Annotated in this window: 19 protein-coding genes and 2 pseudogenes; 15 read left to right on the top strand and 6 right to left on the bottom strand. The window is 37.7% G+C overall.

Translation table 11 applies throughout. The features are described 5' to 3' along the window. Positions 1-12 precede the first annotated feature (12 nt). Positions 13-567, bottom strand: a complete 555-nt coding sequence (locus tag LCP48_RS18710; RefSeq protein ID WP_004228177.1) for an ECF transporter S component — start codon at positions 565-567, stop codon at positions 13-15. A gap of 178 nt (positions 568-745) precedes the next feature. On the opposite strand from LCP48_RS18710, the gene LCP48_RS18705 reads away from it, so the two are divergent. Continuing rightward, the gene (locus LCP48_RS18705) at positions 746-1594 is read left to right on the top strand and encodes a pyridoxamine kinase (RefSeq protein WP_225341051.1); all 849 of its coding nucleotides are present in this window, start codon (positions 746-748) and stop codon (positions 1592-1594) included. Positions 1595-1628: 34 nt separating this feature from the next. Here LCP48_RS18705 and LCP48_RS18700 read toward each other — a convergent pair. After that, positions 1629-2175: pseudogene (locus LCP48_RS18700) on the bottom strand (DinB family protein). A gap of 108 nt (positions 2176-2283) precedes the next feature. Between LCP48_RS18700 and LCP48_RS18695 the strand changes: the two are divergent. After that, positions 2284-2781, top strand: a complete 498-nt coding sequence (locus LCP48_RS18695; RefSeq protein WP_225340425.1) for a GNAT family N-acetyltransferase — start codon at positions 2284-2286, stop codon at positions 2779-2781. 421 nt (positions 2782-3202) lie between these two features. Here LCP48_RS18695 and LCP48_RS18690 read toward each other — a convergent pair whose 3' ends face one another. Beyond that, positions 3203-3358 carry a YvrJ family protein gene (locus LCP48_RS18690; protein ID WP_004228185.1) on the bottom strand — a complete coding sequence of 52 codons (156 nt, stop codon included), beginning with the start codon at positions 3356-3358 and terminating at the stop codon, positions 3203-3205. 173 nt (positions 3359-3531) lie between these two features. Between LCP48_RS18690 and LCP48_RS18685 the strand changes: the two genes are divergently transcribed. Both LCP48_RS18685 and LCP48_RS18680 read left to right on the top strand, forming a co-directional pair. Next, entirely contained in the window at positions 3532-4080 is a 549-nt protein-coding gene (locus LCP48_RS18685; protein ID WP_009373124.1) for a sigma-70 family RNA polymerase sigma factor, read from the top strand. A gap of 3 nt (positions 4081-4083) precedes the next feature. Continuing rightward, positions 4084-4275: a hypothetical protein gene (locus LCP48_RS18680; protein WP_004228187.1), complete on the top strand. Its 192-nt coding sequence runs from the start codon at positions 4084-4086 to the stop codon at positions 4273-4275. Between the two features lie 50 nt (positions 4276-4325). Here LCP48_RS18680 and LCP48_RS18675 read toward each other — a convergent pair whose 3' ends face one another. Further along, complete coding sequence (locus LCP48_RS18675) at positions 4326-5225, bottom strand: 3-hydroxyacyl-CoA dehydrogenase (protein ID WP_225340424.1); 900 nt, start codon at positions 5223-5225, stop codon at positions 4326-4328. Positions 5226-5660: 435 nt separating this feature from the next. Here LCP48_RS18675 and LCP48_RS18670 point away from each other — a divergent pair, with 435 nt between their 5' ends. Continuing rightward, positions 5661-6722, top strand: coding sequence for an S-layer homology domain-containing protein (locus LCP48_RS18670; protein ID WP_004228189.1), 1062 nt, complete (start codon positions 5661-5663; stop codon positions 6720-6722). A 40-nt stretch (positions 6723-6762) separates the two neighbouring features. On the opposite strand, the gene LCP48_RS18665 is transcribed toward LCP48_RS18670, so the two are convergent. After that, on the bottom strand, positions 6763-7449 hold the full coding sequence (locus LCP48_RS18665; protein WP_225341050.1) for a ZIP family metal transporter: 687 nt from the start codon (positions 7447-7449) through the stop codon (positions 6763-6765). Positions 7450-7656: 207 nt separating this feature from the next. Between LCP48_RS18665 and LCP48_RS23550 the strand changes: the two are divergent. The 3 genes and pseudogenes from LCP48_RS23550 to LCP48_RS18655 all read left to right on the top strand — a co-directional run. Next, a pseudogene (locus LCP48_RS23550) lies at positions 7657-7873 on the top strand (glutathione-dependent formaldehyde dehydrogenase); the annotation flags it as partial. Between the two features lie 236 nt (positions 7874-8109). Beyond that, entirely contained in the window at positions 8110-9798 is a 1689-nt protein-coding gene (locus LCP48_RS18660; protein ID WP_004228191.1) for an FAD-dependent oxidoreductase, read from the top strand. Between the two features lie 133 nt (positions 9799-9931). Further along, positions 9932-11545 (top strand): GNAT family N-acetyltransferase, encoded by a 1614-nt coding sequence (locus tag LCP48_RS18655; protein ID WP_225340423.1) that lies wholly within the window; start codon positions 9932-9934, stop codon positions 11543-11545. 39 nt (positions 11546-11584) lie between these two features. Here the strand turns inward: LCP48_RS18655 and LCP48_RS18650 are convergent, their stop codons facing one another. Beyond that, positions 11585-12202 carry a hypothetical protein gene (locus LCP48_RS18650; protein ID WP_004228194.1) on the bottom strand — a complete coding sequence of 206 codons (618 nt, stop codon included), beginning with the start codon at positions 12200-12202 and terminating at the stop codon, positions 11585-11587. A gap of 224 nt (positions 12203-12426) precedes the next feature. Between LCP48_RS18650 and LCP48_RS18645 the strand changes: the two genes are divergently transcribed. From LCP48_RS18645 to LCP48_RS18615, 7 genes are all read left to right on the top strand, one after another. After that, positions 12427-14028, top strand: coding sequence for a Na/Pi cotransporter family protein (locus LCP48_RS18645; protein WP_225341049.1), 1602 nt, complete (start codon positions 12427-12429; stop codon positions 14026-14028). A 68-nt stretch (positions 14029-14096) separates the two neighbouring features. Beyond that, positions 14097-14546 (top strand): SACOL1771 family peroxiredoxin, encoded by a 450-nt coding sequence (locus tag LCP48_RS18640; RefSeq protein WP_225340422.1) that lies wholly within the window; start codon positions 14097-14099, stop codon positions 14544-14546. Between the two features lie 141 nt (positions 14547-14687). Then, positions 14688-15323 (top strand): sugar transferase, encoded by a 636-nt coding sequence (locus tag LCP48_RS18635; RefSeq protein WP_004228197.1) that lies wholly within the window; start codon positions 14688-14690, stop codon positions 15321-15323. A 10-nt stretch (positions 15324-15333) separates the two neighbouring features. Further along, positions 15334-16464: a glycosyltransferase family 4 protein gene (locus tag LCP48_RS18630; protein WP_225340421.1), complete on the top strand. Its 1131-nt coding sequence runs from the start codon at positions 15334-15336 to the stop codon at positions 16462-16464. A gap of 1 nt (position 16465) precedes the next feature. After that, the gene (locus LCP48_RS18625) at positions 16466-18139 is read left to right on the top strand and encodes a GNAT family N-acetyltransferase (RefSeq protein ID WP_004228199.1); all 1674 of its coding nucleotides are present in this window, start codon (positions 16466-16468) and stop codon (positions 18137-18139) included. Further along, complete coding sequence (locus tag LCP48_RS18620; protein WP_004228201.1) at positions 18120-18866, top strand: hypothetical protein; 747 nt, start codon at positions 18120-18122, stop codon at positions 18864-18866. The genes LCP48_RS18625 and LCP48_RS18620 overlap by 20 nt, the downstream gene beginning before the upstream one ends. A 4-nt stretch (positions 18867-18870) precedes the next feature. Continuing rightward, complete coding sequence (locus LCP48_RS18615; protein WP_004228203.1) at positions 18871-19863, top strand: polysaccharide deacetylase family protein; 993 nt, start codon at positions 18871-18873, stop codon at positions 19861-19863. Positions 19864-20257: the final 394 nt, after the last annotated feature.

Raw genomic sequence — 20257 nt, 5'->3', positions numbered from 1 at the left:
GGTGTATTTTCATTAAAAATTGTTTTTGAAGTATGGCGTTTTTTTCAGTACAACACATACTGGGATGGCGATAACTAAGCCTACGATGTTTTGAATGACGTCCCCAGGAATGGATGCCAGCGGGGCAATCCAGCTGTTGAACATAATGGCTTGCCCAACATAGTAAACAGCAATCATCACAGGCATTGATACTACTGCTCCTAAAATATTCAGCCCAAGATTATCACCTTTATGTCCTTTTGACCAAGCAATTTTACCGACAATGAAGCCTTGTAATGCGCGTGAAATAATGGTTGTGGGTGCCCAAATTAACCAGCCACCTACGATATCGAATAAACCCATTCCAATAGCTCCAGCAAGTGCTCCTTTTTTAGGCCCGAATAGAATAGCGGAGATAAACAGCATAGATGTTCCTAAGTGGATAAGGCCCCCTTGCCCAATCGGAAGCTTAAGATTGATAAACATTGTAGCAACGAAAACAAGTGCTGCTAAAATCGCTGTAATGACTAAATCAAATGTTTTTGTGCGTGATTTTGTATAGGATGTTGGCCTTTGTATATTTTGCATTTGTCTCTTCCTCACTATGATGAATATTTTGATGATTTTTACTTTAACAAAGGACTGACTATTGTAAAAGTGTCAATTTCATAAAAAAGTTAAGGGTCAGTTTGAGGTTATTTTCGCATCTTTCTAATTGTGATACGATGGGGAGAGTAAAAGCAGGATGAGTTAGGTGGAATGTATGATGAAAAAAGTTGCTGTAATTCAAGATATGTCGTCCTTTGGTAAGTGCTCATTGACGGCTGCGATGCCTGTACTCTCTGTGATGGGTGTGCAAGCAGTCCCACTACCAACAGCTATTTTAACGGCACAAACAGGATATTCAAGCTTCTATTGTGAAGATTTAACGTCAAAGATGGACTCTTTTATAGACGAGTGGAGTAAGCTTGGAGCTACCTTTGATGGGATTCATACAGGCTTTGTTACAGGTAAGGAGCAAATCAATAATATATTTCGCTTTTTAGATGTGTTTCACTCAGATAAGACAACGTTACTTGTCGATCCAGTAATGGGCGATCATGGTGAGGTCTATAAGATGTTTACTGGTGACTTGCTTGATCGTATGAAAGCGTTAGTAAAGTGTGCTGATATTATTACGCCAAATGTTACGGAATGCTGCTTGCTTACAGGTTTATCCTATGAAAGGCTATTGAGCTATCAAAATGATACAGATTATATTCATGCCCTTAAAGAGGCAGGTCAGCAGTTACAGCAAGCAACTGGAGCAAATGTCATTATTACGGGTTTGAATCCACCAGTAGGTGATACGGACAAGCGTTATGTTGGCAATATGTTTGTCGATTCTGAGCGGTCTTTTCATAATATCCGCAACTATAATGGTGAGAGCTATTCAGGCACAGGCGACCTCTTCGCATCCATCATAATGGGTGGCATGATGCGCGGACAAGATTTAATGGAGTCAATGACACTAGCAGAAACATTTTTAGCTGCTGCAATTGAAGCTACTTCGAAGGAGCAAGTACCTCGTGAGGCAGGCGTGCATTTTGAAAAGTTTTTACGTATGCTGCTTTAGAAACTATAGAGTGACCTAAAATGTTAGCATCATTTTAGGTCACTTTTCTTTTAACAGCAATCTTATAGTGATGTCTCTCATGAATAGCCAACAATTGAATAGCTTGAATGAGATTAGGATAATGCGCAATGGGATCAGGAAAAACAATGTGTCCTGCAACATCCTCGTCTATATTTTGTACTAACTTTTGCAAAGCAAGTGTCTCGTTGATAAGTAATTGCTCGATATCATAACTGTTTAATACAAAGCGTATTTTCTTAGGTGGAATCAAAATACTGGGTGCTCGCATTCCATGTCCTTTTTTGGATTGATATTCTTCATAAATATCATGTATTTCAGTAGAGTATGGCTTGTTTCTTCGCCTTTTAGCGATAGGCATGAGGAATAAAGAATATTTGGTTGCTGTGTGGAGCATTTTGAGAATCAAATAAAGGTGATAAAAGTGTTCACCAATGGACCATTTTCCCTCACGTGTTACTCGCCATAGTTCTTCCTGTGAAAGTGAATGAATCTGCTGGTAGATAGTGTGCTCGTTGCGCCTGTAATGTAAGAAAGTGTTTTGACATATTAGTAGATTCCATAGATTTTCAGCTCCCTTATTTCCATTTTAAGGATTACTGTTGTAAAAGTACATCAAATGCCAATTGTTATGGCCGATAAATAGGAAAAGTATGATAGGAGGAAAAGGCATGGAAATTAGACAATTAACAGCAGCAGATGCTGGGGTATATAGAGATTTAAGATTAGAGGGATTGCAAACAAATCCAGAAGCTTTTGGCGCTAGCTTCGAGGAAGAAAAGGATTTGTCACTTGAGTCGTTTGCAAATAGGCTCGAAGGACAGGGAACATTTACATTTGGGGCATTTGACCAGGAGGATTTACTCGGTGTGGCGACATTGGTGCAAGCAAATAAAATGAAGCTAAAGCATAAAGCGAGTATTTTTGCCGTGTATGTTTCTTCAAAAAAGCGGGGATTGGGCATAGGAAAACAACTAATGGTAGAGATCATCAATCAAGCAAAGACACTTGTAGACGTCGAGCAAATTAATTTAACAGTTGTTTCTTCCAATGAATCAGCAAAAGGATTATACACATCGTTAGGTTTTCACGTTTTTGGAACAGAACGAAACGCCTTAAAAATAGGACAGCAATATTTTGATGAGGATTATATGGTGCTGTATTTCTAAAAATGCTAAAAAGCCTTTGAAGTATTCCATCTTCAAAGGCTTCAATTTATTAGGATGAGTAACAATGGAACAATGAAATTAAAGCAAGGAATAAAAGAATCCCCGTAATAAAAAGAATAAGTAAAGAGCTAACAATGCCCACTTTTTTTATAAGTAACCATAGACTTAGCAAGATAGTAAGGACCGATAATGGGAGTGCCAGCCAAAATCCAAGATTCCCCAAGTATTCAATCATAATGGGGAATGAATGTTGAAAGTAATTGTAGGGAATATCTAGCATGAGAAAAATGGCCAATATAAGCTCCATAAAATCCCCCCATCTACATATTTGTTCTTACATATATGGTATGCAGAAGCATCTTTAAGTCACACGGCAGCATCCTTTAAAAAGGATGCTGCCGTAAATTTTTTTATAGGCTTATTAATTTTCCCTTTTATCTAACAACTTCAGGATGATCGCTTCCAAATTTTCTATTTTCTTCTCAAAACGCATAAAGAGATAGATGGTAATGGCAATAGGGAAACCTGAATTACCTATTAGGTGAACCCACATTTGTATAGTTTCAACTGGTATCATAACATCTTCCTCCCTCATTATTGTGATGCTTACAGTTCTTAAAAGTGAACGTACGAATAATAAAATCAATATGAATGAATAAAATATAGAACATTTGTTCTGTTTTTGGTTTATAATAGATATATGATATTCACTTTAATGAACAAGAAGGCGAATATATAGGAGTGATGCGAATGTGTAATGAGTACAAAATAATAGAAGAGTTTTTTTACAGAAATAGAGAACAGGTTAAAAACCCAATTATCAGGAGTTTTTTGGCAGATGCACAAAATCTTTATTTGGTACAACATGCAATCTTATATCCCAATGATTGTAATTTGAAAATGGTTGATGAAACATTTCAAGCTCATTATCAAAGGGTACAGAAAATAAAATATATCAGCAATTTAATTTATTTCTTTAGCTTGGATTTCGATAAAAAAAAGAGAAGATTGCAAAATCGCTTTTTATTAGTCGCAGATAGTGGTCTAATGGACGACGGTAAAAGAGACGAAGAGAGCGAAGAAGAAGGATTATTAGAAAAAATTGAAAATGAACAGCTCTTTAAAGGCTTGCAAAAATTAACAGACAAGCAACTGCAAATTTTAGAAATGATTTATGTCAAAGACTATTCTATAAAAGTAATCGCTGAAACATTAAAAACAACACCACAGAATATATCCAACCTGCATCGAAAGGCTTTAAAGAAGCTTCATCATATTATTAGAAAGGAGGAGATTTAGTCAATGCAGAACAATATGAATGAGGAGATGCTAATAATTATTGAAAATTTTACGCCAAAAATTAAGCAGTGTCTTCATCAAACAAGTTACCAGGATAGAGAAGACTTAGAGCAGGAGATTAAGCTGAAAATTATTGAAAAGCTGACAACGAAGGAATTTGAAAACACACCTAGTTTTTGGAATTTTTTTGTATGATAAAAAAAGAGCAATGCCCTTTTAAGAAGGACAATTGCTCTTTTTAATCATTAACCCTTTAAGAAATCTGGTTTTGCAAAGCTTGGGTTTGGATATGTGTAGAAGCCCTCGCCTGTTGCGCGACCTAATTTACCTTTTTCGATGTACTCTGTTTTTAAGAGGTTAGCCAATTTTTTCATGTTTTCATCACCAGTGGCAGTTGCTTTCGCTTCCACAATGTTATAGGCAGTGTTAATGCCAACGATGTCTAGTATAGCAAATGGTCCAAGTGGAGCGCCTGTACCAATCATCCATGTTTTATCGATTGTTTCTGGATCAGCCACTTCTTTTACAAGTAAGGATTCAGCTGCATCTAAAAACGGCACTAGCAATGAGTTTAAAATATAGCCAGGTTGCTCTTTATGCAATGGTAGTGGCACCATGCCGATAGCGCGCGCAAATTCAATCACTTCATCAAATACTTTCATATCTGTACCAGGGTGTTTCATAATTTCCGCAGTATTGTTTTTCCAGATTGTATTAGCAAAGTGAAGAGCTAAAAATTTTTCAGGACGGCCAGTTGCTTCAGCAAATTGGCTTGGTAGTAAAGTAGACGAGTTTGTTGCAAAAATTGTATTTGCTGGTGCTACTTTTCCAAGATTCGTGTAAAATTCTGTTTTGATGCTTACAACTTCAGGGATTGCTTCTATAACAAGGTCAGCATTGGCAACGGCTTGCGCCAAGTCACTATTAAATGTAAGACGTGCATAGGCTGCATCCACTTCTTCTTGTGTAGCACCTAAATCTTGTTGATAAAATGGTTTTAATTTTGTAATACGATCCTGTGCATTTTTTAACGCCTCATCGTTAATGTCATACACTGTTACATTAAAACCTTTGAAAGCAGATTGATAAGCAATTTGACTTCCTAATACACCACTACCTGCAACTGTAATGTTTTGATAATTCATCGAAATTCCTCCTTTGGAATTGTTACATTAATATAATAGTGTGGATATGTAGATAATCCTTCGTTACAATTCCATACTACTTCTACCCTTGAATAAAAATCAAATGAAAGCCTCTAATATTATATAAATATAAAGTTATCTGAAAGAAGTTTCTTTTCAAGTATGTACCCACTGTTAAAGAAATATAACAAAGAACAGCCTTTAAGAGCTGCCCTCATTTAAGAGATATATCTAATTACATATGTAATGGTTGTAGATAGCATTAAGTAAATTGTTCTTCTGTTAAACTAGTTTCAAACTCACAAGTAAAATAGGAAAATTATAATGTGTTAATAACAGGACTTTTATATAATTATTGTATAATTCCCACATTTTTATAGATTTACAAACTGTTGTTTTAGTACACTGAATCTATGAATCGAAGGGGGAATAACAGTGAAGAAAATAATGTTAGCTGGTGCACTGAGTATTGCATGTTTTACAGGAGGGTTTGGTGGACAGGCGTATGCACAGGATGTAGTAAATGTGGCAAATATAATTCATCCAAAGCAGAATGTTGCAGCTACTAGTCAGTTACAAGCCATGCCCTATCAAGATATTTATAAAATGCTTTTGTTATCTAAAATAGGCTTTGAAAATAACGAAGTGTCGATTGTTACAACAAAAAATAGTATTACAGTAAAAATTTCATTAGAGGCGATTCTTCAATCGTACAAAGATGGTACAAACCTCTATCCAGAGGGAGAAAAAGAGTTTAAGGAAAACTATGAAGAATTGAAGAAGTTATTTGGGCAGGCAATTCAAATAAAAATTACACAAACTAGTAATGGCTATAAGAGTGAAGTATATACAGCTGGCAAATGGGAAGCAGTTAGTGCAGAAGATTTAAATGATATGGTACAGGTATTTGCTCGTGCCGACATTGAGTTAAAATCAGGTGGATATTTCAAGGATGCTATTGGTCATTGGGCTGAAAGCTATATTCAGTTACTATATCAAACAGATATCATTAATGGGACAACAGCTACTACGTTTAATCCAAATGGACAAGTGACGCGTGGAGAACTGGCGGCTATTATTTTCCGTGCATCTGGCTTAAATGTGAATGATGATTATGAAGGTCCTGCTTCTTATACGGATCTTAATGGTTTCTGGGGTGCTAAGGAAGTAGCGATTCTTGAAGAGTATGGCTTAATCGATATTTTCAATGGTGAAAAATTTGAGCCGAAAAAGCCCGTTACACGAGAGGAAATGGCCTATATTACTGCTAGGTATTTAGAAGGTATGGAAGTGGATGTTGCGCAAGTGAGCAAAAACAATTCATTCACAGATAAAAATCAAATGCGTCAAGAAACAGTAGAGGCTATTGGTCTATTGCAACATCTAGGTATTTTAAATGGTACGAATGGTAAGTTTAATCCAAAAGGTAATCTTACTCGGGCAGAGGTTTCTAAAATTTTAACGCTTACTTTAATGCTAGTTAGTGAAGAAGAATAAAAGAGGAAAGGGATGTCTCATGCGCGGAGACATCCCTTTGTTATTCAACAAGTATATGGAAAATATAGCTTAGGAAATAACCTAGAAATAGATACATAAAAAATGCTTTAAATGAGACTCTCTGTAGCTGATGCAAAATGAATTCAGAAATACTAGCTGTAGCAATCAATCCTATCGAAATGCCCATTAAGATCCCTTGTGCTTTGTCTGGTAAAGCCCAATACTGACCAAACCAGATGAAAATACTAAAGAAAATAGAGAAGATGAAGAAATAAATGAAAAGTCTCCAAAGCCTTTCACCTTGAGAGATGAGTGCAGTAGATAATGCAAATCCCTCTGGAACATGGTGGAGAATAATGGAGGCTGTGAGAGAAATACTTAATGCAGCATTTCCAAGTAAATTTCCAACAGTGAGACTAATAGGTATTGTATGGATAATCATAGCTAGTGTTAATAGAGAGACAGAGGGATTCTGTGCATGAGAAGCATGAAATAAGGTATCTAGTAGTTGGAAGATGAAATAACCAATAAAAATACCTAATATAATCCCAAATGATTGATAGATTTGAAAGGAAGAAGGGATGATATCTAGCACAAGTAAGCCTACTAAAAAACCTCCGCACAATAATGATAATCCCTGTGTTGTATGCTGAAATAGCTTAGAGAAAATCCAGGCAATCGCGCCCCCCATGCTCACACTGAAAAATAGAAAACCGCCAAGTATCATTGCACTCACCTGTAAAATTCCTCCGCCCATCATCAACTTAATGTCTTTATCAAACTATATGCTAAGTAGAAATGAATATGCTTGACCTTGATTTGCCTGCATAAAAACGATAATGATAAAGATGTGCATACTGCAGGTTAGCGAAGGAAAGAATAGAGTCGAAAATCTATGCTTTTTGTGATGATACTATGCAAAGGGAGTGTTGTCGTGAAGGCTGTAACCTATCATGGAAATAAAGATATTAGAGGGTCCAACTGTTAAAAGAAGGATGATATTATTGTGAAAATCACTTCTACTGCTCTTCGTGGAACTGATTTGCATATTTCCAAGGCGCTATTTCTTCACATAAGAATTATGTAATAGGTAAGAGCATGTGACAAAAGTGAAAAAGGGTGACTGTGTCCTCTTGCCTTTTAATGTATCGTATCATTACACATCAATTGCCATTAGAAGAAGCAAATAAGGCCTATGAAATATTTGGTGGACGGGAAGATAACTGTATAAAGGTGATTCTAAAACCTTAAATGGAGAGTAAGTATGCGCCTTTTTTTGTGGAAAAATAGGGAATGGTTTAAATTGACTGAATATTGGTTTAATTCTATACTTTTTAATAGAAAGGACTGATTCATCGATTATGCTCATATAGGGAGGAATGGTTGAATGAAATGGGATGCAAGTTATGATGTAGTAGTAGTAGGCTCTGGTGCAGCGGGATTGACGGCAGGTTTAACAGCAAAGTTACAAGGAATGAAATCATTAGTGATAGAAAAAACAGATCGCTATGGTGGTGCTTCTGCTATTTCAGGCGGTGCCTTATGGGTTCCTAATAATCATATCATTAAAGGTGCAGGTGTCCCAGATACACATGAACTTGCACGCCAATATCTTGATTCAACAATCGGTGATCGTGTGCCAGAAGAGCTAAAGGAAGCTTATATTACGAGAGGGCCTGAAATGTTACGTTTTTTATACAATAAAACAAAGCATATGCGCTTCCAATATGCAAAAGGCTACTCGGATTATTATCCAGAAAAACCAGGTGGCTTGTCACAGGGACGCTCCATTGAACCACTTATTTTCGATTTAACAAAAATGGGCTCTTTAGCAAATTCTATGCGTCGTGCATCTCTATCAACAAAAGGCTTCACGATGAATAGCTACGAGTTTCATAAAGTGAATATGATTACACGGACGCTAGAAGGTAAAACTACTGCACTGAAATTAGGGGCGCGTTTAGTCAAGTCAAAAGTGACTAAGAGCGATCCAGTAGCATTAGGAGAAGCTTTAATTGCACGTTTACGCCTCTCCCTTGCAGAAGCAAATGGTGAGCTTTGGCTATCTACGGCCTTTAAAGATTTCATTATGGGCAAAGGAAGAGTAATTGGAATTATTGTGGAACGAGATGGACAAGAACTTAAAATTGAGGCAAAGAAAGGTGTTGTTCTGTCATCAGGTGGCTTCTCACATAATCAGACACTTCGGGAAAAGTATTTACCAAGTCCTACGAATGCTGCATGGACTTCTTCTCCAGAAGGTCAAACAGGTGACATCCTTGAACCTAGCGTAAAAATTGGTGCAACGTTGGATTTAATGGATAAAGTATGGGGAGCCCCTTCTGTTATTGATCCACAAGGACATCCATTCTTCCTTGTGGCAGATCGTGGCGTGCCCAATATGATTGTAGTGGATAGTGCAGGGCACCGTTTTGTCAATGAAGCAGCTCCATACCATGAATTCGTGGATACGATGTATAAGCATCAAGAGGTCACAAAGCAGGCTATTCCTTCTTGGATATTAATTGATGCCTCAGCCAAAAGTCGCTATATTTTTACAGGATTGTTCCCAGGACAGGCATTCCCGAAAAGTTGGTTTGAGCATGGAGTCGCCAAAAGTGCGGATACGATTGAAGAGCTTGCCAAACAAATGGATGTGCCAGCGGAGAGCCTAGTAGCAACGGTGAATCGTTTTAATGACTTTGCGCGGAACGGACACGATGATGATTTTTATCGAGGAGATAGTGCCTATGATAATTACTACGGGGACCCGACACTACCAAACCCAAATTTAGCAGAAATCAAGAAAGCACCATTCTATGCATTGCGTCTTTATCCTGGAGACATCGGCACAAAAGGGGGCCTCGTAGTGGACAGATATGCTCGTGTAATAAAGGAGAATGGCGAACCCATTGAAGGGTTGTACGCTTCTGGCAATTGTTCAGCATCTATCATGGGGGAAACGTATCCTGGCCCAGGCGCAACCATTGGGCCTGGGATGACACTAAGTTTTGTGGCGGCAGCACATATGGCCAATGCAGTGACAAAAGATGAGGCATCACTTGTAAACGTGTAAATGAAACGAAGCCCTTCCTTTCTAATAAGGAAGGGTTTTTACGTTGGTGTAATGTTCTAATACTTTCTTGCTAGGAATATAGTGGCTACTAAATGTATGGCGATGATCACGTGAAAAGGAGCGATTTAGTTCATTGCTAGCTTATAAACTCATAACGACTATCGAAGAGTTAGAGCCCTATCGGAGCACTTGGTCAGAGATTTTGGAAAAAGAGTATAATAATAACCCTTTTATTGAGTACGAATGGATTTCAACTTGGTGGACAACGCTCGGGATTCATGACAATGTCAAGATTTACATAGTGGAAGATCAAGGTAGAGCAGTTGCCTTTTTTCCGTTAGTGCATTCTATACGTTTTGGTACAATCCATTATTTCAGCTTTTTAGGACAAGGTTTTGCGACCTATATGGAAGTGATCGCTGACAAGGAGTGGTTAGAACCTTCCATTACGTTTCTTTTGAAGGAGTTTTCACGAAAATATAAGCGTTATTTAATCGTGTTACATGGATTACTAGAAAGTAAAAATACCTCTCAAGAATTAGAAAAATATGCGATTGAATATCAGATGCCTCATTCGATTTTTCGAACTGTCACATCTTATATTGATTTTCAAACCATTCCTATGGAAACATTTCTAAAGAGGCATCGCAAGAAATTCAAAAGTCTTAAACGGCGTGAAAACAAATTAAATTCACTTGGCCATGTTGTCTTTCAAGAAGTAAATCACAATCATCTACAAGACATGTTTACATTATTCAAGAGAAGATGGCAAAAGAAAATTGATAAAAGTGGCTTTACCGAAAAGCAAACTCGTCTATTTTATGAGCAGCTAGCTAAAACCAACAGTAAGGAGCTTCGCGTAGAAGTCGATAGCTTACAATTTGAAGGACAGTGGATTGCTTTTACAATTGACCTATGCTGTAGAGACCGCAATTTTTGTCAGGCAATGGGCCATGAGCCAGATTTTAATCTATTTGGTCCAGGACGCCTGATTGAAAAAGAAAATATGCTAAAAGCACATCAAGCTGGCTATCGTTATTATGACTTAGGGAGTGGCTATGAGCCATATAAGTTTGAATGGTATACACATATTGATTTTACTAGGAAATTTGTGATGAGTACAAAAGGAGTTAAAGAGCGTAGTATTCGATTATGGATGGTCATACGTGATCGCCTAAAAGATCTGTTAACGAATAATCATCAGCTAGTAAAATTGAAGCGAGACCGATTAGGAGAACTACGTTATTTTCTAAAGCATGCAAGCATGAAAGATTGGCTAAGAGCGGTTACGAAAATGTTCCAACGGATGCTAGCCATTCATATTTTAGACGTTTATATTGCAGAGCAACAACAGAATAATAAAAATGTGAGGTTTCAAGAATTATCAATGAAGGACATCATGACAACGAAGGATCGAGCGACAAATGTTACTGATGTCTATAAGGGCTATCGACTCTTTGCAGATAGCGATCATGTCATCTATAAGCGACACGATAAAACGGTAGCGGAAGAAACGGTTAACTATACCTATGAGCTGTCAGACAATATGTCGTTTATAAAAGAATATGATAGCCTGCGACTAGAGGAGATTGTTGCAGATGTGCAGCGGGAAGGGAGAGCAGTCTGTACAATAGCTCCGTGGTATGAGAGATCCCGACGAAGAAAGCTCATACAGGCAGGCTTCCATAAAGTAGCTAAAATTAATATAATAAAGATTTTCAAGTGGCAAAAAATATACCATATCTAAATAACAACACCCTCAGCATATTTTGCTGAGGGTGTTTCATTAAAAATGAATACCAGGTTTATTAATTAGCATACAGCCTGTACCATACTTGGCTTTTAAGGCACCTTTGAAAAGAGTGTGCTCCAGCTCTGGGAATGTCTGTTTCCAAAGTTCAAAAACATTATGGCTAGATGCTTTGCCGTCCTTTGTTAGTCGCGCAATATGGAAGCCATATTCATCATTACAGCGAGCCAATGGGCGGTTTTCTCTTACTGTAATAATTCGACCACTTGCAGTCATTTCATATAAGCCTTCATAGCCAGCAATCGCACGGCTTTCTTCTTGTCCTTCAACTAAAGGCTTTTCTTCATTTGGTGCTACTTTTTCCTCTATCGTTGCTTCCTGTTCAGAAGATTGAGTTTCTTTAGCACTGTTTCCTTCTGGTAGTTGTTCAACAATCACAAAATCTTTCTTAGAAGCTTTATCGCTCATTGTCGCCATCACGTTCATGATAGAGCCTACATAGCGTAATGGTTTTTCTCTTCCTTCTTCGAAAACAAAAATATTATACTCGGTTTTATTAATCTTTTTCATAATAATATTACCAGTTGTAATAGTAAAACCGATGAATTTGTTCTTTTTAAGTGCCTGTATTGCTTCTTGCTTTGTTAAAATCATTTGAAAATCTCCTAAAGAATTATTTATTCTATTCTACCATAAAAATTATCATATTGTTTTTCGTAAAATAACGGTTGATTTTGTACAATGCAGGGAAATATCCCTATTTTCTCAAATTTAATAATGGTACTATTAAGAATGTTTGGGGAATAAAACTCCTTTAAAAAGGAGTCTTTCACAATAGAGATACAATTTTAGTAGGGAGTGTTGATAGGTTGATCAATGTGCTTGGGGGCATCGGTTTATTTTTACTTGGAATGACGATGCTAACAAACGGTTTAAAGGAATTGGCAGGAGATGCATTGAAAAAATGGCTCAATCGTTTTACAGGTGGGACCATTAGCTCGGTATTATCTGGTACATTTATGACAATGCTTGTACAATCCTCCACGGCCACGACCTTGATTACGATAGGTTTTGTCAGTGCTGGACTTCTCACATTTGTCCAATCGATTGGCGTTATTATTGGCGCCAATATCGGGAGTACGAGTACTGGTTGGATTATTTCATTAATCGGCTTTAAGATCAATATGCAGACAATGTCCTTGCCTTTTATTGCGCTTGGTGTATTTGTTCAATTGCTCGCACCGCGAGATTACAAAGCAATTGGAGGGTTAGTGACTGGTTTTGGCTTATTATTTTTAGGCATTGATGTTCTTCAGGGAGGAATGGCTGCGGTACAAGATAAAATTCCATTCGATGCATTTAGTCCAAATTCTATTAGTGGAAAACTAATTTTAATTGTTTTGGGTCTTATCATGACGGTTATTATGCAGGCTTCTAGTGCTGCAATAGCAGCCACTTTAACAGCTTTATATGCAGGTGCCATTGATTTTGAACAGGCTGCTTATTTAGTCATTGGTCAAAATATCGGGACGACAGCTACAGCGTTATTTGCTGCGATTGGTGCATCAACAGCTGCAAAACGAACAGCTGTGACACATGTAATGTTCAATGTTGTCACGGCTATACTAGTGACATTCGGTGCAAGATTTATGTTTGCTCTTACAGAGTTCGTCACGAAATCCATCAATGGTAGCTTTGATGAAACACTGGGCATTGCTGTTTTCCATACATTATTTAGTGTGATTGGCGCGATACTCTTTATACCATTTGTTCGTCCTTTTGCAAAGACCATTGAAAAAATGATACCTGAAAAAGGAAATTATTTAACTCGTAATTTAGATAGTAGTGTTGCCAAACTACCTGGGGTTGCTGTAGAGGTATCCTTTAATACATTGCAAGATATTACTAAGGAAATGACGACTGTACTCGTTTCACTTATTCAAGGAAAAAAACGCACAGCTGAAACAGACAGTAGATTGGCTCAAATAGATGAGGCAATCGAAAAAACACGTTTATTTATGGATGCTATCCAATCTTCCTCTCAAAAAGAACGGTATAAGCATATTGCCCTTTTACATGCTTTAGACCACTTATATCGTTTGTCAAAGGCATTACGTGAGCAACATCCAAATGCCTTTCAATTACAGGAGACATTAACCCAAAAGTGGTTAGAGGTATTGGGAAAAGTACTATTAATCATTGATGAGGATGAACGTCTACCTGAGATTGCTACCTTGCTTGAGGTTACTTCCTCTGAAATGGCTGCGGTGCGTCGTGATAAACGAAACGCATATTTTGAGCATACTGTTGAAAATGTGGTAGAGTTAGAGACAGCCGTATCGAAAGTGGAGACTTTGCTGTGGATTGATCGACTTGTCTATCACTATTGGCGTACAACGGCTCGTCTTGCGGAGTACCAAACCGTGACTAAGAAAGGTCGTCATATTGAGACAGAAAAAAATACAGTAACAGTTGAATAAAAGGAATGCTCGTCTTACATTTGTAAGCGGGCATCTTTCTTCGCTTCATAAATAAAGGAGGATCTAGAATGGTTCAGCATAAATTTATAATGGACTTAACTTGGTCAGAAGGAAGAAACGGTACAGGAAATATCCAAGCTCGTAATTTGCAAACACAAATTTCTATTCCTCGGGAAATGAATGGACCTGGCATTGGTACAAATCCAGATGAAATGCTTTTAGGGGCAGCTGCAACCTGTTATTTAATTACACTAGCTGCTTTATTCGAAAGGTCAGAAATCGATGTGCTGGAATTAGCCATGCAGGCACACGGATTTGTTAGTGTAGAAAATGGCATTTTTACGTATGAAAAAATTGTGCATAAACCGACTATTATTGTGCAAGAGCTAACAGAACATCTTGAAAAAAGACTTCTACGCTTAGCACACAAGGCAGAACAAACATGTATGATCAGTAAAGCATTGAAAGGTAATGTTGTGATTGAATGTGATGTTCAAGTTTTTGAAGCAAGCATATAATAAGACAGCAAGAGTTATTCAGCAAGTAACGCTGATATAACTCTTTTTTTCATAAAATAAGCACTTTTTCTAAAAGAGTTCTAGAAATGTTCAAAATGAATATATAGAGTTAAGTGCTAAAAAAATGCAAAGGATGATGTATTGCACGTTCAGACAGCTCAGAATCTCACATTCTATGGTCAGTACGGCAAAAGAATATTTGATATTATTGGGGCATTATTTTTGCTTTTTATAACGATACCTCTAATGCTAGCTATATTCCTCATTTTACTCATAACGACAGGTCGCCCCATTTTTTTTAAACAAATCCGAACTGGCCTCGATCATCACCGCTTTGTGATTTGGAAGCTACGAACAATGTGTATTCAGGCAGTTCCAGTCAATATGCCGACTATTTGTGCTGATGGTATCCCGGATGATTATTATTTTAAAACAGAGCAAGATACACGCATCACAAAAGTGGGCGCTATTCTTCGAAAACTCAGTATTGATGAAATTCCACAACTTTTAAATGTGTTAAAAGGTGATATGAGCATTGTAGGTCCACGTCCTGAAGTACCAACGATCACGAATGCATATAATTCCTTACAGGCTCGGCGTTTGGAGGTAAAGCCAGGATTAACTGGCCTCGCTCAAATTAATGGTAGGTCGAATATTTCACATGGTCAAAAAATATCATATGACATTGAATACGTTGATCATTATTCCTTTTGGTTGGATGTCCAAATTTTGTTGAAGACAATTTATGTTGTAGCTACACGCACAGGTGCTTATTAAAACATAAGGAGTGGCCATACTGAAGATCGTTCAGCTTATTACACGAATGGATAAAGTTGGAGGTGCGCAAAAACATGTGGAGGCACTTGCTATCCACTTAAAACAGGATGGGCATGATATCACAGTAGTGACGGGCTCCTATCAACCATCACTGTGGCACTTACAAGAACATGAAATTCCAGTTATTGGTATATCTGCTCTTCAACGGGCTATTCATCTGGCAAAAGATTTTCAAGCATTTTGGCAATTAAGAGCCGTTTTCAAACATCTACAACCAGACGTTATAGCCACCCACTCCTCTAAGGCTGGTGTGATTGGACGCGTAGTGGGTAGGTTGTTACAAATTCCAACTATTTTTACGGCACATAGCTGGAGCTTTACAGAAGGCGTTCCTTACAAGAAAAAGCTGTTCTATCAACGGATGGAAAGATCCATTCAGCCATTTACGACAAAAATTATTACGGTGTCTGAATATGATCGGGAACTAGCACTACTGAAAAAGGTCGCTCCTGCTCATAAATTGCTGACTATTCACAACGGCATTGACCCAATAGAGAGAAATGAGACAACTGAAAAGATATGCATGGAGCAGCCAGTCATTGTCATGGTTGCTCGTTTTGAAGTGCCTAAAAGACAAGATGTCTTGTTAAAGACTTTAGCAGAACTGACAGATATCCCTTGGCATCTTCAATTGATTGGGGATGGTTCTCTGCGTCCAGCTTTAGAACATCTTGTTGAACAGAATGGTTTATCAAATCGTGTAACATTTTTAGGTAATCAATTAGACGTTCATTCTTATCTTGAGAAATGCCATCTATTTGTTCTGTTATCAGATTGGGAAGGCTTGCCGATTTCGATTATTGAAGCGATGCGGGTAGGACTTCCTATTATTGCAACAAATGTAGGTGGTGTGAAAGAGCTTATTATTGATCATGACAATGGGTTTTTAGTGGAGCGAGAGAATAATGAATTATTGAAGAAGAGGCTGCATCAATTATTAATGGATGCTCCTTTAAGAGGGGAAATGGGGGCGGCCAGTGAGCAGCGTTATTTACAGTACTTCACCTTCACCCCCATGTATCAAAAAACATTAATGGTTTATCAACAGGCTATTTCAGAACTAGTGAAGAAAGGGGATTAAATTGCAATTAATTCGTATTAGAACTGATGATGAGCTTATGTGGTACAAGGAAATTTGGGACGCCATTTTAGAAGAAGAGAACAATGATAATCCATTTATAGAATTTGCGTGGTTTTATAATTGGTGGCAAATTGTAGGACGGAAAGAGCGTGTAGAGCTTTACGCCATTGAACATAAGGGGACGATTAGGGCCTTTTTTCCTTTTACAGTGTCTATTCGTTGGGGGATAAGGGTGTATGCTTTTGCAGGAGAAAACATCGCCAATTATACAGGGGTTGTGGCTAAAAAGGAATGGTTACAGCAAGTTACAACCTTTGTATTTGATGAGCTAATCAAAAAGCATCGGCATATTCTTTTTTCCTTGCATGGGTTATTAGAAAGTAAGGTGTCTACTAAGATCTTAGAGCAATACTTTGTAGAAAGACAATTACGTACAAGCCTGTTCCGAGTTGTGACACCCTATCTTGCTTTTTCAGAAATTGATTTTCATCGCCATTTCAATCAACGTCGAAAAATGCATGGCGTTGATCGACGAGAACGAAAACTAAGAAATTTAGGCTCCTTAGAAAGACGAGAGGCTTCACAGGATGAGCTTTGGCAAATGTTTCGGTTATTTGATCGACGTTGGGCAAAAAAACTAGATACAAGTGGCTTTACAAAAGGCAAGAAAAGAGATTTTTTTGAGCGTTTAACGATGCTTAAAGGTGAGGCGTTACAGGTAGAGGTCGATGCACTTGTCTTTGAAAACCAGTGGATTGCTTTTACCTATGGATTATGCTGTCGTGGCCGCTATGTAACATATGCTCTTGCACATGAGCCAACATTTAATTTATTTGGTGCTGGTCGGATAGTCACTCAGGAAGCCATCCAGCGAACGTTTACTGCTAACTATCGCTTATATGATATGAGCATAGGCTATGAGTCTTATAAATTTGACTGGCGCTCAGACATTGATTTTACAAGACAGATGCTTGCTAGCAGCGGTACGAAACGTACAAATCTACTGGCAGGTTTTTTATTGTTAAAGCAAAGGCTCAAAGAATTTATGAAAGGGAACCAACGAGTCGTAGATTGGAAGCGTAACACACTGGGCTATTTACGATACTTAGTAAAGTATGGAAAGGTAAAAGATTGGCTAGAATATGGACAACAATTCGTAGAAAAATTTATTCGTTTGAAACAAGTGGAGCTGTATGAATTATCCCCATCAGAGGACGTATCACCGCAGCAACCTGTCGGAAACTTATTTGAAGAGATGTCGATTCAGGAAGCGATGCAACTTGATCAGGAAGAAGTCATGGCCCTCCTTTATAAGGGCTATACGATTTATAAAGACTCCTTTGCGGAAACGAATAAGCTGGCGTTTGCATTACATGCCACAAACTGGCGAGTAGATTCAATGCAAATTGTAGAAGCCTTACCGAAACAAACCTATTTTTTAGCCTATGATGTTTTCAAACAAATCGATATTATTACAGCTTTTTTACGGAAAATAAAACCAGCACAAACATTGTGGATAACGGTAAGATTTTGGCAATGGCGCAAGCGCAAGCGCTTAGTACAGCTAGGCTATAAACCTATTTCTCGAATGAAACATTATAAAATTGCTCGTTTTGAGCGACACCGTGTAGAAAAATATACAGAGAGTGGGGGCGATGTACATTCTGTCCATTAAAAGTAAGCGATGGAATATCGCAATGCAGCATTTTTATTTTCTTGAAAAGCCAGCCAATTTTCGAAAGTCTATGAAAGTTGTAGGCTATACGCATTCATTAGTACCAAGTCGGAAGCTTGTAAAAAGCGAAACGATTCACATTTCTTTGCAAGAGCATGAGCTTTCATTGTATTTAGCACTGTCTGAAGGGAATCGTAAAATCTTACGACGTGCCCAAAAAGAATCCTATCAAGTCATTTTGTATAAAGAGCCATCCATAGAAAATTTGAAAGCCTTTCAGCAATTTTACAATCAATTTGCCAAAAGAAAAAAAATTGAAGCAATCAGCAAGTCGCAAATGGAAACGATTCTGCTCCTCAATGAACAGGGTGCATTATTATTATCAGAGATCCAGAGTTTTTGTGGACAGACATTATGTTATCGATTAGATATTGTGCATGAGAAAAAAGCGATGTCTTATTTCGAGGCAACATGTCATGGAACAGCATTGCCTGCACAATTAAAACGTCCTTTCCGTTATGCAAATCGGTTTTTAATTTGGCATAATCTGCTACACCTAAAGGAGCAAGGTTTTGTCTTATATGATATGGGAGAATTAACGGACAATCGAAATGTACGAGCCTTTAAATTAAGCTTTGGTGGCCAGGTTGTTCATGTTTACTCAGGCTACATTATCCAATCAAAAATACGTGCACTACTACTAGGTGTGCAAAAATGGAGGAAGTAGCAACATGAATGGTGGGGGTCTCGTTATTTCATTAGATTTTGAGCTGAATTGGGGTGTCCATGACGTATTTCGTTATGGCCAATACAATAAAAACCTATATGGTGTACGTAAAGCCTTGCCCAGGATACTAGCGTTATTTGAGCAATATGACATCCATGCAACTTGGGCTACAGTTGGATTATTGTTTGCTGAATCAAAGGCAGAAATGGCTCATTATTTGCGAGGTATCCCTGTGAAATATGAAAATATGCGCTTTGCAGCACATACACAGCTAGCAAAAGTTGGCGAAAATGAACAAGAAGATCTACTGCATTTTGGTAAATCCTTAATAGAGGAAATTAAACGTACACCACATCAGGAAATAGGAAGTCATACCTTTTCTCATTTTTATTGCTTGGAGAAGGGCCAAACAGAAGCTGCCTTTTGTGCAGATTTACATGCAACCAAAACAATTAGTGACGGTTATACTGCGCCAATGAAATCCATTGTCTTTCCTCGTAATCAAGTAAACAAAGACTATTTTACAGCATGTTTAGAAGCGGGGTATGTTTGTTATAGAGGCACAGAAAATCATATGCTATATGACGCGCAAAAGTTTACGAAAAAGGGAAGACTTTTAGGTGCTAAGAAGTGGTTAGATAGCTATTGGAATATAACTGGTCATCATATAGCCACCCTGGAAGAAATGCAAGAGGAGCAACTGATTAATATTCGATCAAGTGCTTTTTTAAGACCATACTGTAGTCCATTGCGTATATTCGAAAATTTAAAAGTAAAGCGAATAAAGGAAGGCATGCTCAAGGCTGCACAGGCACAAGCCTTTTATCATTTATGGTGGCATCCTCATAATTTTGGCAAGCATATTGATAAGAATTTGGCGATGCTAGAAGAACTATTAAGTTATCATCAAGAACTGCGTAGTCAATATAATTTTCAAAGCTATTCCATGTATGAGGTAGCGGAACTTTGCGATAGCCTTTCGAAACAGCAGAAGTAGACGAAATGGAAGAGTTCTCTGCTTGAGTAAGAGAGATTTCTGGACGAAGAGTTGGTAAAAAAGAGGTTCGCTCTCTGAAGAGTATTGACAGTACTCGCACAAGAGAGAAAGCCACTCATTAAGAGTCTCAAAGTGATCACAAAAGAGTGGTACCCGCTCATTAAAAGTGTCAAAGCGCTCAAGGTCGGTGAACAACACTCAAAAAGTTGAGAAAAGCAACAATCTCCTAACAAAAGAAACATGCAATTTCTGAGCAAACTGATTTCAAGTTTGCTTTTTTTATTTGATCAAAAGAATATTTTCAATAAAAGAGGAAAAAAGAAAAACTTTGACGAAAATCATTGTACGAATGGTACTATTACTATAAAGAAAATATGTTAGGACATTTACAGGG

The organism is Lysinibacillus capsici (genome assembly GCF_020217405.1).
GTDB classification, from domain to species: domain Bacteria; phylum Bacillota; class Bacilli; order Bacillales_A; family Planococcaceae; genus Lysinibacillus; species Lysinibacillus capsici.
The sequence above is the reverse complement of the archived record's forward strand: the minus strand, read 5'-3'. Positions and strand labels throughout refer to the sequence as shown.